Source organism: Bacillus cereus group sp. MG20 (assembly GCF_040459885.1).
In the GTDB taxonomy this organism is placed as follows: domain Bacteria; phylum Bacillota; class Bacilli; order Bacillales; family Bacillaceae_G; genus Bacillus_A; species Bacillus_A cereus.
In genome coordinates, this window is the sequence record NZ_JARVHF010000001.1 from 862,329 (window position 1) to 882,133 (window position 19,805).

The following is a 19,805-nucleotide window of genomic DNA, read 5'->3' on the forward strand; positions in this document are numbered from 1 at the left end:
TCATTCCTATTTTTCTATATTTATTGATACATTTTCATCGCTGAAAGTGTTCTTTGCATTTTTTGACCAGATGGTTGCTAATATTGGCCCTGCAATGTTATGCCATACTGCCGCTAATACACTTGGGAGTGCAGCAGCAGGTCCAAAATGCGCTGTCGTCAGTGCAACACCTAAGCCAGAATTTTGCATTCCTACTTCTATTGAAATAGCCCTTCTTGTCCCTTCGTCTAGTCCAAGTACGAACGCAGTTATATATCCGAGCAAAAAACCGAAAGCATTATGGAGCATCACTGCAATAAAAATAAGAAGTCCTGAAGAATTAATGCTACTTACATTTGCTGAAACAACTGCGGAAACAATAATAATAATTGCTACAACCGATATTAAAGGAATAACAGTCATTTCTTTATTAACGATACGAGGGAAAAACTTTTTCACTACTAGTCCTAAAATAATAGGCACAATAATGACTTGTACGATAGAAAGAAACATGGACATAGCATTTACTGGCATCCATTGCCCTGCAAGTAATAGTAAAATGAGTGGTGTAGCAATTGGTGCTAGTAATGTTGATAATGAAGTCATTGCAATAGACAGCGCTAAGTTCCCTTTTGCTAAATAAACCATAACATTTGATGCAGTGCTGAACCGAGTAACACTAATCCAGCTGCTAATTCAGCTGGCAGATTCATAACGTAGGCTAGTACGTATGCGACAAGTGGCATAATAATAAACTGAGCACATACACCGATAATAACTGGTAATGGTTTTGTAGCTATGATTTTGAAATCAACAGCCTTTAATGTTAATCCCATCCCAAACATTACAATCCCAAGTAAAATCGTTATGTAACTAGTTAACCCTAGAAATGGCACGGGAATGAAGTATGCAATAGCTGCCATACAAATAACCCAAAATGCAAAATACTTTCCAGCTATATTACTTATCGCTTCTAGTACTTTCATCCACTCAGCCCCTATCTTTTAATTGAAACACCTTATTGGGATTCAAAATATTTTGCGGATCAAGAGCTTTCTTTATTTTCTCCATTACAAATAATGCCGCCCCATGTTCTTCTTCTTGATACTTTCGTTTTCCGATTCCAACGCCATGTTCTCCTGTACACGTTCCTCCTCGTTTAAGAGCATACAAAACGATACTTTCGTTTATTTCGTCTGCCTTCTTCACTTCCTCTTTATCATTTGCGTCAATCATTAAGAGTACATGGAAATTCCCATCCCCAACATGACCAAGAATACCACCAATAAGGCCTACTTTATCTAATACCTCTTTCGCATGTTGAATTGCGCCAGCTAATTCCGAAATTGGCACACATACGTCTGTACTCATTAGCTTTTTACCAGGATAACTATGCACGTAAGAGTACGCTAAGTTATGTCTTGCATCCCACAGTTTATTTCTCGCTGCTGTTTCCGTCTCAAATGCAATTTCTATACATTTATGATCAAGAACGATTTCTTTCGTAAATTCAATATCTTGCTTTAACCCTGCTTCATTGCCGTGAAACTCTAAAAACAGTGTCGGTTCTTCTCTGTAACTTGTTTCATTGTAATGATTTACTTGTTTCATAGATAATTCATCAACGAGTTCAATTCTCGCGATTGGAATACCTGCTTGTAATATGTTAATTACAGCTTCTACTGCATCATTTATAGTTGGAAACGATGCCCTCGCAGCCATAACATGTTCTGGTATACCGTATACTTTTAAAGTTAACTCCGTGAAACATCCAAGTGTTCCTTCTGATCCTACGAAAATACCATTTAAATGATAACCTGATGATGACTTCGCCGCTAAATTCCCGGTATGTATTACTTCTCCATCAGCAAGAACGACTTCTAAATCTCGCACTTGATCACGCATTACACCATACTTTACCGCTGTCGTTCCGCTCGCATTTGTAGCAGCCATTCCTCCTAACGTTGCATCAGCTCCTGGGTCTACACTAAAAAATAATCCATACTTTTTCAATTCTTTATTAAGCTGAGAGCGCGTCACCCCTGGCTGTACTCTCACAAGAAAATCCTTTTCTCTTATTTCAAGTATTTTATTCATAAGAGAAAAGTCCATTGTAATTCCTTTTCCGTAAGGAATTACATGTCCCTCTAAACTGGACCCTACTCCAAATGGAACGACAGCTGTCCCATGCTGACTCGCTATTTTCATTATCGAGCTAACTTCTTCGGTCGTTTTTGGAAAAACAACTACATCAGGTAAACTACTAACATGGTAAGATTCATCTTTACTATGTAACTCTCTTACTGTCATATTTATTACTACTCGATCTTCAGGAAGTATGCCTTTTAATTCATTTACTACATGTTCAATTGTTATTTCCATAATCAACTCTCCTTTTTAATTTTAAAACAAGTATACCATCTTTATACAAAATAATTAGAAGAATTAGATTATTGAAATCTGAACATACAAAAAAGAACCTGCAGCACACGCTACAAGTTCTTTTTTTACTACATTTTAAACGATTTCTTTATTAACAACATAAACCAAATTAAAGTAACTGCCATCAACGAATGAGAAAACCCTACAATATAAGTTAACCCTTTAAAGTCAGCTCCATTTAACTGAAGAAGCCCTCTCGCTGCTAGCGAACCTAACATTAATGTTAATGCAATGTTATGTAAAACAAACCACTTATTAAACCCTTGGACTTCATGAAACGCGAATACTTTTGCTAATCCTAAAGCAATTAAAAAGAAGAAAAATCCAAGTACAAGTGTATGTGTATGCAAAAGATTTAACAAAGTAGATCCTAAAATCCCTTTATACTTACCATACTCCCTGGCGAAAATCCCTGATAATAAACCGATAATCAAATACGTAAACGATGCATTATATAATTTCTTCATTATGTACCTCCTTGAGTAGAATGTGTAGTGTGTCATATTTAGTAATAATGATAGTTATATAGTAAAAACTCCTAGTCACCTAGGAGTCATTGTATAAGCATCTCACTCTTTACAATCAATCCTAATTATAAAATATCTCTCTATACAAAACAAACGAACTTTATGTGAACAAACACCCCCATTAAAATATGTTGCACATTTGTTTTACACAATCCATACTAATTGTTATAACTTTTTAAAGGTGGTGTAATAATTGATAGTTCTTGAAACCGAACGTCTAAATCTTCGTTGGTTTGATATAAAAGACGCTTCTTTTATTCTTGAGTTAGTAAACGATCCTGAATGGATTCAGTTTATCGGTGACAAAGGGGTTAGAAACTTAGAAGATGCAAAAAATTATATTGTAAACGGTCCCATCGATATGTATAACAAACTCGGATTTGGCCTTTACTTAGTAGAACGAAAAGAAGATCTCACTCCACTTGGTATGTGTGGCCTTATTAAAAGAGATTCATTAGAAGACGTTGATATCGGATTTGCCTTTTTAGAAACATTCCGTTCAAAAGGATATGGCTACGAGTCAGCTTCTGCGATAATCGAATACGGTGTACAAAAGCTCAGCATGAAACGAATTGTAGCAATTACTTCTATAGATAACATTGCCTCAGGAAAGCTTTTAGAAAAAGTAGGATTACGATTTGAGAAAATCATTTCAGATTCAGGAGAAGATTTAAAATTATTTGGGTATAACGCATAGTAAAGAAGGTCGCCTTGAATGGCGACCTTCTTCTTTCCATACAAGAAATCCTCCCTTTAAATTCACTACTTCCTTTATACTAGCTCTTTGTAAAATACTAGCTGCTATAGGGGAACGCAATCCGGTTCGACATTGCAAAACTATTGGACAATTTTTCGGGATATAATCTAATTGTTCAAATAGATTGCCTAAAGTGATATATTGCATCATGAAGGTTTCCTTCCTCCCACTCTGTTGTACTACGCACATCGATAACCTTAACACTTCCACTTTTTATATGCGGATATAATTCAATCGATGTTTTTTCTTTGTAACTTTCAAATCTATTAAGTTTCTGTATTACTTTTTAGGGTGCAAAAGCAATAATATTATCTAACCCAATAGATTCAAATTCTCTAATAACTGCCTCCACTTTAACCTTTTCCTCATCTAAAATTATTAAAGTTTCTGTTTTATAATCTAATAACCATCCACATCAAGTTGGGAAAGAATTTTTATAAGGTATGTTTATTGACTTCTCAATATGACCTGCAGCAAAACTCGATACATCTCTTATATCAACTATTTGGTGAACGCTGCTCAAAATTTCTTGAAATTCTTCTACTGTATTAATAGCAGTTCTCTTTCTTTTCTTGCGAATTTTGGGACCATACTTATTTAAATTCTTCATTTTTTGTATATAATGCGATAAAATTGTGAAATTTTATCGCATTATGCAAGACATTTAATATCAAATATATTACTTTTACTATGAACTAAATGTGTTTATAGGAAGTGTATAGATAAATAAAGTGCTAAATTGACTCTTATGCAGTAATTACTGTTTAATTTATCTAAAAATTGAAAAAATATGTGTAGATAGATATCATTTAAAATACATATATAATTAATTTTAATTTTCCGACACGTTTTTCACATAGTTCTTAAACCAGTTTTTTGCGTGCATTATGAAAAAAATTGTACCGTGTCAATCTTAAAAAATTATATATCATAACTTTAAGAGAGGAAGGAAAACTATGAAGATGAAAAGAAAAATCATTATGACAACAGCACTTGCAGCTACGTTAGCTACAGGTGCACTACCTACTACCTCGGTGTTTGCTGCAGAAAAGGAGGCTCCTATTCAACAAAAAGAGGCACAATTGAGTATTCAACCTTTTGCACAAAACAATTTGGAAACAGCCGTTCAAGCTGCCTTAAATGGTCCAGAAGTCAAAAAAATTAAAGTATTTGAACATGAATTTAATGTAAAAGAAATAGAAGTAGTAAATCTAGGTGCAGGAAAAAAATATGTTAAGGGACAAATCTCTCATCATTTAAGTTTTCGTCCAGATGATCAATTTTATTATGAGTTTACAGTACAAGATGGAAAGGTACTAGATAAACCTGTATTTAATATTGATAGAGGTGGTTGGACACCATTTGCTGCTCCACTTTTATCAATTCTTGCTGCGTATAATGGAATTCCAGTTAATCCAAATGATTTAAATGCACTTGGTCAGCAGATTGGTAAAGTTATAGATGGAAGCTGGGAACATGCAGCCCAATCAATTGCAACTGTAGTTAGTCTCAGTTTTAATGAGTAGAATTTTTCAATTTTTATTAGCAGTGTAGAGATCCGCTTTTTGTAATCAGCCTTGTTATAAGAGATTCTAAAACAGCTATTAATAAATTTTTACCACTCAATCACATTATCTTGACTTGTTTACCACCTTATCATTCATTATATGTCACAAAATAGAAGTCTTTTTTAGGACTTCTGTTTTGTTTGTATTCAATACGATAAACAGTTGTTTTTTGGAGGCTATACTTCGAGTTTTCAAGAAGCTGTTTAGCTATTAGGGACAATTTATAATAAAAAATTATTAAAGTCTCAAATAACTTACTCCCCCTATTGTTAATTATTTTTAAATACAAAAATTTATTATCTTAAGAATGAAAAACAATAAATATAGTAAAAAATCATCTAACAATTGTTTAAAGGTCAGGAGAGAAAAAATGAACAAAATAAAAATGAGAAATTTCTTTAAAACTAGCATCCTTACTTGTATTACACTAGCAAGTTTAAGTACACCATCTACTATTTTAGCTGATAGTCATCCAGGTTACTCCTACGAATCCAATATAGGGTATCAAAATCCATCGTGGATGTCGAAAATAGAAGATTCAACAAAAATAAGTGAAATATCTATTCCAGGGACTCACGGTACGATGGCTTTACATGGAGCGAGTTTTCTTGATGAAAATTTGACAAGAAATCAAACTATGAGTTTATCCCAACAATTAAATTCCGGAATTCGATATGTAGATATGCGTGTTAAACGTGTAAAAGATTCTTTTGCAATGTATCATGGCGTTGTAAATCAAAAAGCTGTGTTTGAAGATGTATTAAAAGAGACCATTCAATTTTTAAAAGATCACCCAACAGAAACAATATTAATGCGCTTAAAAGAAGAAACTACTCCTGAAAGTGGATCTCTATCATTTGAGGAGATATTTTTAAAATATAAAAACGTTAATGCTTCATATTTTTGGGATCCTAATTCCGTACCAACTTCAGATAGAAATAACCCTACTTTAGGAGATACCCGCGGGAAAATTGTAATCTTACAAAACTTTACATCCACTCAATTGTACGGGATTGATTACGAAGGTTTGAATATACAAGATAAATTTGAAATTGGAAGCGGACCAGACGAAATATATACAAAATGGATTGCGATAAAAAACCATCTACAAAATACAAATACTAATTTTAATAATGGAAAAATTTATCTCAACCATTTTAGTGGTACGGGGGGCGCAGCCGCATTTTTAAATAATGTATATCCTTGGTTTGTTGCAAGCGGAAAAGAGAGCAGAAATACTGACAGTAGTCCTAAATTGATTCAAACGAATTCCACTAATGCGTGGAGTGATTTCCCTCGCGATAGAAACGGACAAGTATACTATGGGGGGATGAATACACTTGGGACCGAACTCTTACAACAAGGCGCAATTAAACATTCTGGTATCATCGCAGCTGATTTTCCCGGTCCAGGTTTAATTGATAGTATCATTAAATTAAATGGTATACATTCAAATGAAAAGGAAATATTAATTTCACAAATATCATCTGAATCTAGTCCTTTATCAGGGCAACAAAATCGATCCAGCCAAAACTTTAAAATTGATAGTTTACCTGTAGGTACCAAAGAATTAAAATGGGTTATTGTGCCTTCAGAAAAAGATTATCCTTCTACTATTTCTTTCAATGTAATGATTGATGTTTCCCTAGGAATAGATTCCACTCGTTGGAAAAATATTTCACATGAATCTAGGACTGAAGCTTACACAAATACTAAATATTATATTGCAAGTCCAATTGGTGCCACTAGCAAATTCACAGTGAAAATATACGCTATTACAAATTAGAAAAAAAGAATCCCAATGGAATTCCATTGGGATTCTTTTTTAATTTCATTTCGTAAACATTAGGATGGCGTTTAAATTTTATCCCGCATTAACGGGCGCCCGTAAAAGCCCGATTGGTGAGGGATGATAATCAGTGGGGGATGAACAAAACCTTCACTGATTAAAGTTTCACTTTATTAACATATCATTTAATCCATTAGATAATTATATTTGAAACCGCCCTTAATTTTTAAAGAGCAATCCAAAATTGTTAACTACCTTTTTCAGCTTATCATTTATTCAAAACTGGCTTCCAAAGCGATAAAGCAAAAATCCAATTTGAGTCGCCATTTCCTTGATGATTTTGAACTGCTTCATACACTTTCCCCTCATGTACTACTCTATCACCTTTAGTATATGCTTTTCTTGCATCCCATTTTTCATATACGGAATCCTCTGACTTTGTTGTTACATTCAAAACATCACTTCTACTAGATTCATTTCCAGCTAAATCAACCGCCGTCACTACATATTTATACGATGTATTAGCCTTCAAATCTTTATCCATAAAGGATGTATTAGCCGAGGTCCCAATTTTATTCATAACCCCAGCGCTTTCTCTATATACAATATAATGGTCAACACCTACATTATCTTCTGACGGACTCCACATCAAATCAACAGTTGTCGCTGTTGTACCCATACTATGTAATCCTTTTGGTTGACTTGGAGCCTCTATATCTGGGATTGCATGTGTTGTCTTAACCTTTAGTTTTTCGCTTTCTTTTGATATATTTCCAGCAGAGTCTAATGCCTTTATTGTATAGGTATATTCCGTATCTGCTTTTAGTTTTTTATCAATAAAAGTTGTACCTGGTACCGTATCAATTACTTCTCCATTACGTAACACTTGATATTCTTTTACACCTATATTATCAGTAGAAGCCTTCCATGTTATTTCAACACTATTGGCAGAAACTTTAGAGGCATTTAATTCAGTTGGTTGACTTGGAGCTACTGTATCAGGAGTTTCATTATTTACTAAATTTACATCAATTACATTATAAAACGCATTTGACGTATCTGCTACATCCCATACAGCTAAAATAACATGATAACCATTACGATCAGTTGGTACATTAATTGTATGTGTTAAATTATTTGATGCAGCCGAACCGTCATGTTTCACAGTTCCGATTGGTTCTAATTCAGCACTTGTTAATGGTTTGTTAGGGTCCCATCCCTTTTTTGTAATGTAATAATGCCATTTACTTGTAGAATGTGGCGCTGTATATTTCCATGTAAATGTATTTACTCCACCTTTAATTGTGTTTTTGAACCAACGATTTGATGTTTGTTGGTCAAGAATACCTCCAAACAATCCTCCTGCCGAAGCAATTTTCCCATCAATCGGTCCACTATCTGGAAATCCTTTAGGTGCTTCTAGACTTTGAGGTTCGTACATTACATTTCCACAATTTAAATTTAATGCCCCATAATTCTGACTACATAAAGCAGCACGACTACTCGGCTTTTCAACAAACCCGTGTGCATACGCACTTTGAGGAGTCATTGTGATTGCTGTCATGCCTGCAGCCAAAACACAAGCACCAATCCCCTTTTTACTTGTTCTTAATCTTTCCAATTTAGATGTTAATTTCAATTTCATTTTTTTCCCCCCAATATATTGCTTTCGCTAATATAATAGCAATATAGGAATAAACGAACAAATCGTCAATTAATATATTAATATCTCTCATAAATTGGTACATTTATTATTATTTTTAATCTCCTATAAAAATAAAGTAAATACAATTAAGCAATTTTGTAACATTATGTATTAAAAGAAGAATAAAAACTCCATTTAATTTCACAAAAAATTCAAATATTAAAACAAAAAAATTCCTCATGTAGGAAAAATAAATTTTTTATATTACAAAAAGCAAAAAAGTCTGGAAGAAACCGATTATATCCGTTTCTTCCAGACTTCCGCTACTTTTATACCACTCACAAATCTTTTAACCTTAAACATATACACTTGAGGTTAAAACACATATAATACCCCTACTAATTCAAACTAACGCTTAATTACTTATAAAATAACTTAAGGTATCTAGCTTAACTTTATTTTCTTTATTAATAGCTATTTTCTATCCTGTATCCCCTTACTTTAAACAGATTATCAAGAAATTGTTAATGTTTAAGAAAAGAGAAAAGATTTAAAATCCAATTTTAACTATCACATTCTAATAATTTATTGTGTTATTTTTATCTAATAAGGCACAGAAACAAAGGATGAACTTCAGTGTGCTTGAGAAAAGGTTCTTAGGGTGAAACGTTTAAAGGGTATTCTAGTACTGAGTTTTTATTAAATGTTCCTGTACCTAATATTTAAATTAACGTATGTCAAAATATTTTACAATACGAGTGTTAAACGTTACATATTTCTATATAAAATGATACATTTCATCAGCACGCCCCCCTAATATTTATGCTAAATATAGAAAATTCAGCTCGTTAGGATTTAATTTTAGAATTCTCATAAAAGCATATGATAGATTAGGCACGTAATTGTCACAAATTAATAGTCTATCTACTTTTTAATTACCTATGAAAACTTTATTACCGCTTTATTATTTACTCCTAAACCAAAGCACATCTATACCTACAATTTCTTAAAACTCTTTTAGATAATCTTTCAAAAGATTTGATAGTTTTATATTTTATATTTTATATTTTATATTGTACATTTTTGCATTTGATGTTAGGATTATGCCTATTAAAATTGAATCGTAACGATTCTTCTTTATAATTTCCATATTTTAATTGTTAAATAAAAATATAGATTCTGATATATATATTCAAAATCAGACCTACAATATCTTTATTTTACAATGATTTCGTGGCATACCTTTAGAATGGAAAGATATATGCAACAACGTGTTAAGGGGTTACAGGAGGAACAAAAATGAGAGACTTTTTTGATGATAAGTACAAAAATATTGAATTAAAAAGGAGGTTAATCAATTTAATAAGTGAAATTAGCGAATTCAAAGGAAAATTAGCTGCTTATCAGGAACAAAACCCTGACATATTTAATAGTTTAGAAAAAACTATACCACTACATTACATAAAAAATTTCACAACTATTTATGAGGATATAAAAGTTCCTAATAAAAGATTAAAAGAACTTATTTTAGATGATATAGTGCCTCAAAATATTTCTGAAGATGCTATTTTCTGCTATTATCAAACACTTTCTTTTGTACATAAAAACTCCTGTACTTTATTAATTAATCCAGCAACTATACAGGAATTACATTTTCAACTAATACATTATATTACCTCTGACAGTGCCAAATGGCGTGAAAAACCTTTTATTATTCCAGGAGTTCCAGAACATGGAATGCACTTGAATAGTTACCGCATTCTTCCGCATGAACTTATCCCACGGTTTATGGAGCAATTATGTGATCAATACAACTCATTAAATACTAGTAAGGGGCTACATTCACTTTTATTAATAGCTCGTTTTATATTAAATTTTTATTGCATAGTCCCTTTCAATCAAGGTAATAACAGGCTGGCATTTATGTTAATGCAATTGCTGTTAATTAAGAGTGGACATACATTTGTAAAATATGTATGTTTGGATAAATATATTAAGAAAAACGAATCTGATTATTACAATTCGATTTATAAATCTTCGGTGAATTGGTACTGCGAGGAACATAATAATAGCTTTTGGTTAAAAACGTTTTTAACCATTATATTAGAGGCTTACAAAGATCTACATAACACAGTTCTAGATTCTATATGTAAACATACTAAAGTTGAGAGAATTCAGGATTTTATACTTAAACAAAAACAACCCTTTACTAAGGAAAGTATTCGTAACACTTATCCAGACATTGCAGAAAGTACAATCAGTAAGGCTTTAAATTCCTTGCAAGTGTTTGGCCATATTAAGCTAGTTACAAAAGGAAGAAACGCAACGTGGATTAAGATTTGACCATACTTTCAATACACATGAGGTTTAAAAATTCAATTATAACCTTATCATTGAATTTCATTTTAATTTTAAGATAATATTACTTTTTTAGTTATTTCTAATTCCAACAAAACATTTTATAGGAAAAGGTCCGCTTTCCCCCGCCTTTTCCTATAATAAAATGAAATATAAATATAGAATGATTGTCGAAAAAAGTCGTATTTTACTATTTTTTCTTTATTTTCTGGTTGTAAACGTTTCACTTTCATGTTACCATCTTAATCAAACAATAGATGGTAATAAAAATGAAAGTATTTCTTTCCCTTAGAAACATATAAACGTGCGGTAATATCAAGAAAATAAGGACAAAGAAATATTTGATACCTACCAAAATAGTGAATAGGAATTTTGTTGCGTTGTTTTTTCTGATAATTAAGAAAATACATTTTGTCCCTAAACAAAATTTGTTGGTGCGCAAAATTCAAATACACTAGAACACCCAAATAAATGAAATATCCTTTTTCATTGAGTATTAAGGTATGAAAAAAGAATTCTTCCTACAAAATTTAGCTGATTAACATAAAGACATCTAAATTACTACCTTTATCGCCATCTATTGTTGACATCATATTTACCAACTAAAAAAAGAACCTATCAAGAGCTCTTTTTATTATAATCATTCAAATTTCAATTCTATCTTAATACTGAAATTTCCACACAAATTACATCTGCTTTTTGCTCTCAATTATTGAATTAATAATATAGCACATCAAATTTATTAATTCTTATCTCCAATTAGTTTAAATTAGTGAATAAAATTCAATCATATAAAAATAATAAATACAACTAATCGTTATATATTAAAGAGGTGTCAATTTTGTCCTTAAATGAAGAGACCTTAGTAACTAAGACAGATAAAACCATTGAAAGGATCCAAACAAGTAACTTAAAACAATTTAAAAATACACTAGATAATATCTTTGATATTAGTGCAGATTTAATTGAACATCCTTTGCAATTAAAAACAAACACGAATATTTTACTATATTATTTTGAAGGCCTTACAGATGGTGTTGCATTAAAAACCAATGTTGTTACACCATTATTACAAGAAGTAAATGAAGACAGTCAAATATTTAATTCTAATATTATTGCTACTCATACCAAAATAGTATATACATGGAATGAAATTAAAGAAGGATTACTTGAGGGGCAATGTGTACTGTTTATGGAGGGAGAAAAGCGTTCACTTCTAATAAATACAAAAGGCTGGGCAGAGAGAGCAATTCAAGAGCCAATTTCAGAAGTTACTATAAAAGGATCCCATGATGGATTTATTGAAAATGCCACAAAAAATATAGGTCTTATCCGTCGATATATTCCTTCTACAGAGTTAAAAATCAAAAAGCTGACGATTGGAGAAAGAGCCACTTCTTTAGTCTATTTAATTTACTTAGGTGATGTAGCAAACGCAGATGTAGTCCAAGAAATTGAAACTAGAATCTGTAAAATCAAAACAGATGCGGTATTAAGTATTGGAGAGCTATCTAATTATACAAAAGATCAAAATTGGACTCCTTTTCCACAGGCGTATTTAAGCGAGCGCCCAGACGCCATTTCAAATCATATACTTGATGGGAAAGTAGCAGTATTAATGGATAGATCCCCTGGTGCAATGGTTGTTCCTATGAATTTGATTGGATTTTTTCAAACCCCAGATGACTATAATATTCATTGGCTCATCGCATCATTTTTTCGCTTATTACGATTTGCAGGATTTATTATAGCTATTTTTTTACCCGCATTTTATATTGCTATAGTCTCTTTTCACTTTGAAATTATTCCTATAGACTTATACACTTCTATTGCAACATCAAGAGTCAAAGTCCCTTTCTCCCCCTTATTGGAAGCTTTTATAATGGAAATTACACTAGAAATGCTACGTGAAGCTGGCATTCGCTTACCACAACCAATTGGACAAACTATTGGAATCGTTGGAGGGATTGTAATTGGACAGGCGGCTGTTCAAGCTGGTCTTGTTAGTAACGTTATGGTTATTATTGTATCTATTACAGCCATTGCTTCATTTATTGTTTCTAATTATGATTTATCAAGTTCTATACGCCTTATCCGTTTTCCAATGATGTTATTGGCTTACTTTTATGGGATTGTAGGTATTGTTAGTGGATTAATGCTCTTATTTGCTCATTTTGTTTCACTAACTTCCTATGGTTCACCATACGGAATGCCAATCGCACCATTTCGTCTCCAAGAGTTAAAAGATTCTTTTGTAAGATTTCCTATTTCGATGATTACTACCCGCTCGAGTACAGGACAGCCGAAACAAAGAAAGAAAAAAGAAGGTGGTTAACATGGGGAATCTTAAGTTCCAAAAAGTAACTTTATTCGAATTTATTATTTTCATTCATTCGCTGCAACTCGCATCTGGTATGTTAATTATGCCAAGCCCACTTGCTACTACTGCTGGTACAGATGGCTGGATTTCGATCATTCTCGGATGGATAGTTACTTCTATAATCGGTGTATTTATTATATTAATGTTACAAAAAAATCCTAACAAAAATTTCTCACAAATCTTAAAAACATACTTTGGTAAATGGATAGGGACAATTCTTTTTCTTGCATATGCCTTTTATCTATTTTTTGCTGGATTTAATACTTTATTAAAGGCAACTGATATTGTAAAAGTGTGGATATTCCCTTCCACTCCTGCTTATCAAATCACCATATTATTACTATTACCTTTTATTATTTTAGCCCTGAGTGGGTTAAGGGCTCTTACTAGTTATTCTATGCTTGTTTTCTTCTTCACTACTTGGATGCCGCTATTTCTTCTTTTTTCACTAAAGACTAACTACAATCCTTTACACCTACTACCTATATTTAAAGAAGGATTATACCCTATTGTAAAGGCAACAAAAGAAACCATTACTCCTTATGCTGGCCTAGAAATTGCATATTATATATACCCATTCTTACAAAAAAAACAAAAAGCCATAAAAGGACTACTAATAGCGAATACTGGAACCATGTTTTTCTATCTATATGTTACTATCCTTTCTTATATATACTTTAGTCCAGAAGGGATAAAAGATGTAATCTGGCCAGTATTTCATCTGTTAAAAGGGGTTCGTTTTTCTTTCATGGAACGATTAGAAATTATATATATCGCTTACTATTTAATTGTATTTTCCACTACAATATATCCGTATTTATTTTTCAGTTTTGAATCTGTGACCATTTCACTTCAAAAAAACGCCCGCAATTGGGCGCTACTTGCTTTTATGTTACTTATAGTTGGCCTATTTATTTTCCTAAATCCCGATGTGGATCAATATTTGTTTATATATTCTCTTATGGATATCTTAAATGTCGTTTTCTTTATTCTATTACCAATCTTATTTTTCGCTTACAGTATTCTTTTTACTTGGATTACTAGGAGGAAACAACTTTGATTCGAAAATGGATATGGATTGTAATTTGTTGTGTATATATAATTGGTTGTAGTCAGAGAATTCCTCTTGAGAAGGTTTCATTAATCCTGTTAATTGGCTTGGATAGAACCCCTAATGGAGACATAAAAGTTGGAACAAGCATACCACTCTTTCATCATAAACAACCAAAAAGTACTATAGAACATTGGACACAAGCATCAACTGTATATACTGGATTCAGTAAGATAGATACGAAGTTAACAGGCTTTATGACAGCTTCCAAAGCTGAAATCATTTTAATTGGGAAAAAATTAGCGCAAGAAGCAAATTGGTTGCAGGAGCTTGATTCTTCTTACCGTGATCCTTACGCTACCATTAATGCTAAAGTAGTACTTGTAGATGGACCTGCAGAAGAAGTTTTTAAAATTCATAAGCCTAGTAAACCATCACTTTCATCTTATATAAATGGTGTAATCGAATCGTCAATTCAAAATAACCAATCCGTCTCTTCTACAATTCAACAATTAATGAGAGAACAAAATGAAGAAGGAATGACGCAAACTGTTCCAATTATCAAAAAAACAAAGAATGAAATCGACACAGTTGGAATTGCATTTTTAAATCAAAAAGGGAAATATTTAACTCATATCCCTAAAAAAGATGTTAAATTTTTCAATCTTATAAATAAGCAAAAAAGTAGCGGGCGAATGATACTACACCTTGCGCTTCCTCCTAAAAAGTCCAACAAAAAAACAAACACTTCTATCTTCGTACAGAACGCGACAAGGAAGGTAGTTGTTAATTTTCAAAACGGAAAGTTTGTATTTAATCTCGATATATATGCTAATGTAGCTTTAATAGAAAAAACCAATGCGAATTCAATTAAGGGACACTATGATAATAAAAAAAATATAAATAATTTAAAAAGTGCTATTCAAAAAGAAATTAATAATAATTTACAAAATATTTTGTATGAAATACAGCAGAATAAAATTGATCCAATCGGATTATCCCTATATGCTAGAGCATTTCAATATAAAGAGTGGAAAAAAGTAAAGGGAGATTGGTTGCAAGCGTTAGCAGAGGCTAAAATAAATGTAAAGACACACGTCAAAATAAAAGATACTGGGACCATTAGAAATTAGACTGGGATTTAATAGCATTACTCAGTAGTATTTTTTCTCTTAAATAATTATTATGTAAAAAATGCTAACGTAAAAAAATCTTTCCGTTCTTTTAAAAGAGAAATAATTCAACTACGGTAATCAAATACCAGTTTCTAATTTAATGAGCTGAAGAAATTATAACTCTGTTGTAGTAGATATGCCCGATTCCATTCCGATTGTAATTCATGACATAGCGTCAAAGCCTAAATTCCTAAATTAAGGAATTTAGGCTTTTTGAGTTCGCAAGAATATCTTGGTTTTAGTTCTATGTACCTTACTACAATAATTACAGGGTCTTTGTTTATTTTATTTGCTTTTAGATAATACACACCCAATTTCAGTTAAAATTGTTTAAATGTTAATTAATTTTTGAAATGATATATCTATAAGCTTTTTAGTACATATAATAAAATATTATATTATAAATATATAACGAAATTAGGGATATTATTAGTTTTCTAAATATGCACTTAATTAACACTATAGAAATAGTGTTAATTATCTTAATTGAATATTAGTAATAGTAAGTATAAACATTATCAATTTACTATATATTACATTTATGTCAAAATAGATGTATGTTAAGCTTATTCAAAATCTTTCCCCTAATAAAGATTTGAAGTAGCATTTCATGATTCTCCTTACTGTTAATATGCCTTGAACAAGAACCCTATAGGGTTCTTGTTCTTTTCATTATAACCTCAGTAAGTCCTTATTTAACATGTAAAAAGGACTGCTAATTACTTGCAGCCCTTTTACACGTTAATATACGCTTGTATTAAATACTTAACACTTTATTGTATTAAGCGTTTATACAAACTAAACATGCCATTATCATTTAAATATATAACACTTCAAAGTTTAGAAGTATACAATAACAAATCTTTCCCAGCTTCCAGCTACATAACTAGTAGCTGTTAATTCTCTACCACCATTTGCTGATATATATCTACCATTACTCAGTGCTTGTAATACATATATCCTATTGTCTCCACCATTATATAAGATAAACTTTTCCCATGCCCCAATTGATGTACGATCTGCTACTACTCTACCATTCGGCTCAAACGAAACATACTTCCCATTACTTTTAGCTTTTAAAGCGTACGTATATAATTCGCCAGTCGGAATTAATTCGAATTTCTCCCATTCATTAACTGCATTACGATTTGCTATTACATTTCCAAAAGGCTCAGCGGAAACATATTGTAAATTTGCTGCCTGAATAGCAACTGTCCAACTTCCATTAAATAAATTCACGCCTTTTAGTGAACCTGCTTTTGATAGGTTGGCTGCCGATACATCATTCGATGGGGTAATCATCAATATCATTAAAACCATCGACAACACCATTAAAACTAACTTTTTTGAGATTGCATTACCACTTGCACGTGTTATGAACCTTTTCATTCCCATTCCTCCCTTAATATACAGAACTCATATACATCATACTGAATATGTAAAATATTGTAATATAAAAGTTGATTTATCAACAAATACCTTACTATTCTGTTTCTTTTTTCTCAAATCTATAGCACTTAAACATGTATCCATTCTCAAGCACATTTTTTAAATTATTTTCTCCTGATAAAAGAATGTAGCAGTTGATAGCAACGAGAGTATATACAAAAGAGAGAATATTTTCATTTCACTTCTCTTTAAATAAAAGCCAAATAGCCGTTCATAATGAACGACTATTTGCATCTAACTAATAATTAGAATGTTTTTCATGTTACTCTATTTTGTTTAATCCCGTTGAAGTAACTTGATAGGTTCTTTTTTTGCCCATATATTCTTGTTTATTATTCTCAAGATTAATAAGTATAGCGCGTGTTTTTTCTTTTACTGCTTCCCCTTCTATATGGGTAAACTCAATGTAATCTCCCACTTTTACGGGCACGGTTTGGCTTTCAGCAGTTTGCTGTCTATTTCCCACGATTCCCTTATTGTACAAAATACTACCGGTTGAATTCTTTACTGTAATACTTGCATACGTATTATTAAAGTAAGAATGTGGTACGCCCGCTTCTAAATTCACCTGCATTTTCTCTGTTGTCTTATTATAATCTACCTTTGCGATTTCTCTATCACTATATCCTTTGAATGACCACCCAAAATGATTTCCATCTAAAACCGTTGTTTCTGGCATTTTTTCTACTTTCTTCAAGCCTTCTTTTGTAACTTGATATCTTGCTGTTTTTCCAATGGTTTCATTTTTGTTATTTTCAAGGTTAATTAAAGTTGCTCGCGTTTTTTCCTTTGTTGCTTCTCCTTCTATATGGGTAAATTCAATGTAATCCCCTACCTTGACGGGCACAGTTTGGCTTTCAGCATTTTGTTGTTTATTTCCCACGATTTCCTTATTGTACAGAACGTTACCAGAAGAATTCTGGACCTTAATACTCGCATACGTACTAGCAAAATAGGAATGTGGTACACCTGCTTCTAGTTTTACCTTCATCTCTTCTACCGTTTTATCATAATCTACTTTTGCAATTTCTCTATCACTATATCCTTTTAATGACCATGCAAACTTGTTTCCTTCTAAAATTGTTGCTTCTGGCATTTTTTCTACTTTCTTCAGACCTTCCTTTGTAACTTCGTATATGGCTTTTTTTCCAAAGCTCTCTTGTTTACTATTATCTACATTTGTAAGAGTAGCTCTATGTACACCTTCTAGATGTGTTAACTCTATATAATCGCCTACTTTGACTGGAACTTTTTGCGATTCAGCATTTTGCTGTTTGTTTCCATAAATCTCTTTGTTATAGACCACTTTACCTGATGTGTTTTGCACTTTAATACTTGCATATGTACTATCAAAGTAGTCATGTGGTACACCTGCTTTTAGATTAATTTGCATTTCTTCTGTTGATTTATTTAAATTTACTTTCGCAAATTCGAAATCTCCAATCCCTTTCAGCGACCATGCAAATTCATTACCTTCAAAAATGTTTGGAGATTCATTTTTGATTTGTACCTTTTTCTCAACAGTTTGATCAAATATATCCGTTAATACAATCTTTGCATAAGCATTTGTTGGTAATGATATAGATTGACTGATTCCATTTTGATAGGATTTAATATCATTAATTACGTTAATAGGTTGGCCCGTCATATTTTCATTGTTATAAATTTCAATTTTTCCCTTAAATTGCGGTGTACTATTTTCTTTTAGTTTCCAAGATACATTTAATTTTTCATTTTCATAATATATAGATTGGATATCAAAATCTAGTTTTCCTATTTCAGGTTGAGTAGGTTGATTTAGCGTGAATATTTTTCCTGCCCCAATAGTAGACTGCGTATTACCTCCTGCTTTGACCCATACATATTCTGAAGTAGAGCCTCCATCATATTGATAAGTATTATCATGCGTTCCAGAAATACTTTGATTATTCCAAGAACTCCATTGTTTATCAACTAATTTTCGGCTATAACCATTTTTTAGGCGCGCTTCTCGAACATTCTGTCCACTATCAGCCCAGTCTTCTTGAAACATTCCTAATCCATGATTAAATGCAACATTAGCAACCGGAAAGTCCATAATTGCAATTTGATGCCATTTATTCTTTGTTACATCTTTCATCCATTGTCCAAATTTAGTATGACCATTTTCTTGCCATGAACGCATTGTCATTGTGTACCAATTGTAGTCTTTCCAACCATAAGTTGTTTGAACCTTCATTCCTGTTCCTTCTCCTCCAAAGGGTCCAACTTGCGAATTCGGAGATAAGTATTCGGCCTTTATTGCTTCTTTAGAGGAAATTGGATCCCATAAGGCAAAATGTAAAGTGCGTTTTCCATTTTCATCAAACCCACTTTGTTGTTGAAAACCAGCATATCCTCCAGCTTCACCACCTGCATTCCAGTTGTGTACAGCCCAGTACGTATAAGGTGGAGTCTGAACTGGTGACCAGTCTATACTAATAATATCTGAGGCAGGTATATTTTGGGGACTCACATAAACTGCTGGAGCAGCTGAATGTGTTGCAGCTTTAGTGTGCGAAATAGACGTTCCAAACATAGAAAACATGCTACATGCTGCGGTCATTATAATAACTTTATTAAATCTTTTCTTCGTTTTCTGACTAATCACTAATCTACATCCTTTTCTAATTTTTATTATTGAATAATAACTTAGTAGAGAAATCT

The 19,805-nt window shown here is 32.2% G+C and carries 12 protein-coding genes and 2 pseudogenes; 7 read left to right on the forward strand and 7 right to left on the reverse strand.

The genetic code is table 11. The features are described 5' to 3' along the window. Positions 1 to 6: 6 nt before the first annotated feature. The 3 genes and pseudogenes from QCI81_RS04445 to QCI81_RS04455 all read right to left on the reverse strand — a co-directional run bounded on the left by QCI81_RS04445 (position 7) and on the right by QCI81_RS04455 (position 2,888). Positions 7 to 965, reverse strand: a pseudogene (locus QCI81_RS04445) (bile acid:sodium symporter family protein). 4 nt (positions 966 to 969) lie between these two features. Continuing rightward, positions 970 to 2,361: an FAD-binding oxidoreductase gene (locus tag QCI81_RS04450; protein ID WP_071731261.1), complete on the reverse strand. Its 1,392-nt coding sequence runs from the start codon at positions 2,359 to 2,361 to the stop codon at positions 970 to 972. A 128-nt stretch (positions 2,362 to 2,489) separates the two neighbouring features. After that, positions 2,490 to 2,888 (reverse strand): DUF2871 family protein, encoded by a 399-nt coding sequence (locus QCI81_RS04455; RefSeq protein WP_000737896.1) that lies wholly within the window; start codon positions 2,886 to 2,888, stop codon positions 2,490 to 2,492. 253 nt (positions 2,889 to 3,141) lie between these two features. Between QCI81_RS04455 and QCI81_RS04460 the strand changes: the two genes are divergently transcribed. Then, on the forward strand, positions 3,142 to 3,645 hold the full coding sequence (locus QCI81_RS04460) for a GNAT family N-acetyltransferase (protein ID WP_071731262.1): 504 nt from the start codon (positions 3,142 to 3,144) through the stop codon (positions 3,643 to 3,645). Here QCI81_RS04460 and QCI81_RS04465 read toward each other — a convergent pair. Continuing rightward, positions 3,625 to 4,327: pseudogene (locus QCI81_RS04465) on the reverse strand (rhodanese-like domain-containing protein); the annotation flags it as partial. The gene QCI81_RS04460 and the pseudogene QCI81_RS04465 overlap by 21 nt on opposite strands. Before the next feature lie 334 nt (positions 4,328 to 4,661). Here QCI81_RS04465 and QCI81_RS04470 point away from each other — a divergent pair. Together QCI81_RS04470 and QCI81_RS04475 are read left to right on the forward strand one after the other, a co-directional pair. Then, positions 4,662 to 5,231, forward strand: coding sequence for a hypothetical protein (locus QCI81_RS04470; protein WP_063548236.1), 570 nt, complete (start codon positions 4,662 to 4,664; stop codon positions 5,229 to 5,231). Positions 5,232 to 5,643: 412 nt separating this feature from the next. Further along, the gene (locus QCI81_RS04475; RefSeq protein WP_071731265.1) at positions 5,644 to 7,059 is read left to right on the forward strand and encodes a phosphatidylinositol-specific phospholipase C; all 1,416 of its coding nucleotides are present in this window, start codon (positions 5,644 to 5,646) and stop codon (positions 7,057 to 7,059) included. Between the two features lie 271 nt (positions 7,060 to 7,330). Here QCI81_RS04475 and QCI81_RS04480 read toward each other — a convergent pair whose 3' ends face one another. Further along, complete coding sequence (locus QCI81_RS04480; RefSeq protein WP_071731266.1) at positions 7,331 to 8,707, reverse strand: lytic polysaccharide monooxygenase; 1,377 nt, start codon at positions 8,705 to 8,707, stop codon at positions 7,331 to 7,333. Positions 8,708 to 10,006: 1,299 nt separating this feature from the next. Between QCI81_RS04480 and QCI81_RS04485 the strand changes: the two genes are divergently transcribed. From QCI81_RS04485 to QCI81_RS04500, 4 genes are all read left to right on the forward strand, one after another. Continuing rightward, the gene (locus QCI81_RS04485) at positions 10,007 to 11,050 is read left to right on the forward strand and encodes a Fic family protein (RefSeq protein ID WP_001204217.1); all 1,044 of its coding nucleotides are present in this window, start codon (positions 10,007 to 10,009) and stop codon (positions 11,048 to 11,050) included. An 856-nt stretch (positions 11,051 to 11,906) separates the two neighbouring features. Then, the gene (locus tag QCI81_RS04490; RefSeq protein ID WP_071731267.1) at positions 11,907 to 13,400 is read left to right on the forward strand and encodes a spore germination protein; all 1,494 of its coding nucleotides are present in this window, start codon (positions 11,907 to 11,909) and stop codon (positions 13,398 to 13,400) included. A gap of 1 nt (position 13,401) precedes the next feature. Continuing rightward, positions 13,402 to 14,505: a GerAB/ArcD/ProY family transporter gene (locus QCI81_RS04495; protein WP_000527368.1), complete on the forward strand. Its 1,104-nt coding sequence runs from the start codon at positions 13,402 to 13,404 to the stop codon at positions 14,503 to 14,505. Then, positions 14,502 to 15,629 (forward strand): Ger(x)C family spore germination protein, encoded by a 1,128-nt coding sequence (locus QCI81_RS04500; protein WP_071731268.1) that lies wholly within the window; start codon positions 14,502 to 14,504, stop codon positions 15,627 to 15,629. Before QCI81_RS04495 ends, QCI81_RS04500 begins: the two co-directional genes overlap by 4 nt. 882 nt (positions 15,630 to 16,511) lie before the next feature. Here the strand turns inward: QCI81_RS04500 and QCI81_RS04505 are convergent. Together QCI81_RS04505 and QCI81_RS04510 are read right to left on the reverse strand one after the other, a co-directional pair. Then, positions 16,512 to 17,060 carry a fascin domain-containing protein gene (locus QCI81_RS04505; protein ID WP_048564510.1) on the reverse strand — a complete coding sequence of 183 codons (549 nt, stop codon included), beginning with the start codon at positions 17,058 to 17,060 and terminating at the stop codon, positions 16,512 to 16,514. 322 nt (positions 17,061 to 17,382) lie between these two features. Next, the gene (locus QCI81_RS04510; RefSeq protein ID WP_071731270.1) at positions 17,383 to 19,749 is read right to left on the reverse strand and encodes a putative mucin/carbohydrate-binding domain-containing protein; all 2,367 of its coding nucleotides are present in this window, start codon (positions 19,747 to 19,749) and stop codon (positions 17,383 to 17,385) included. Positions 19,750 to 19,805 lie beyond the last annotated feature (56 nt).

Coding starts and splice junctions, on each gene's coding strand:
- QCI81_RS04450 (WP_071731261.1), bottom strand. CDS start 2,361: ATGGAAATAACAATTGAACATGTAGTAAATGAATTAAAAGGCATACTT.
- QCI81_RS04455 (WP_000737896.1), bottom strand. CDS start 2,888: ATGAAGAAATTATATAATGCATCGTTTACGTATTTGATTATCGGTTTA.
- QCI81_RS04470 (WP_063548236.1), top strand. CDS start 4,662: ATGAAGATGAAAAGAAAAATCATTATGACAACAGCACTTGCAGCTACG.
- QCI81_RS04475 (WP_071731265.1), top strand. CDS start 5,644: ATGAACAAAATAAAAATGAGAAATTTCTTTAAAACTAGCATCCTTACT.
- QCI81_RS04480 (WP_071731266.1), bottom strand. CDS start 8,707: ATGAAATTGAAATTAACATCTAAATTGGAAAGATTAAGAACAAGTAAA.
- QCI81_RS04485 (WP_001204217.1), top strand. CDS start 10,007: ATGAGAGACTTTTTTGATGATAAGTACAAAAATATTGAATTAAAAAGG.
- QCI81_RS04495 (WP_000527368.1), top strand. CDS start 13,402: ATGGGGAATCTTAAGTTCCAAAAAGTAACTTTATTCGAATTTATTATT.
- QCI81_RS04505 (WP_048564510.1), bottom strand. CDS start 17,060: ATGAAAAGGTTCATAACACGTGCAAGTGGTAATGCAATCTCAAAAAAG.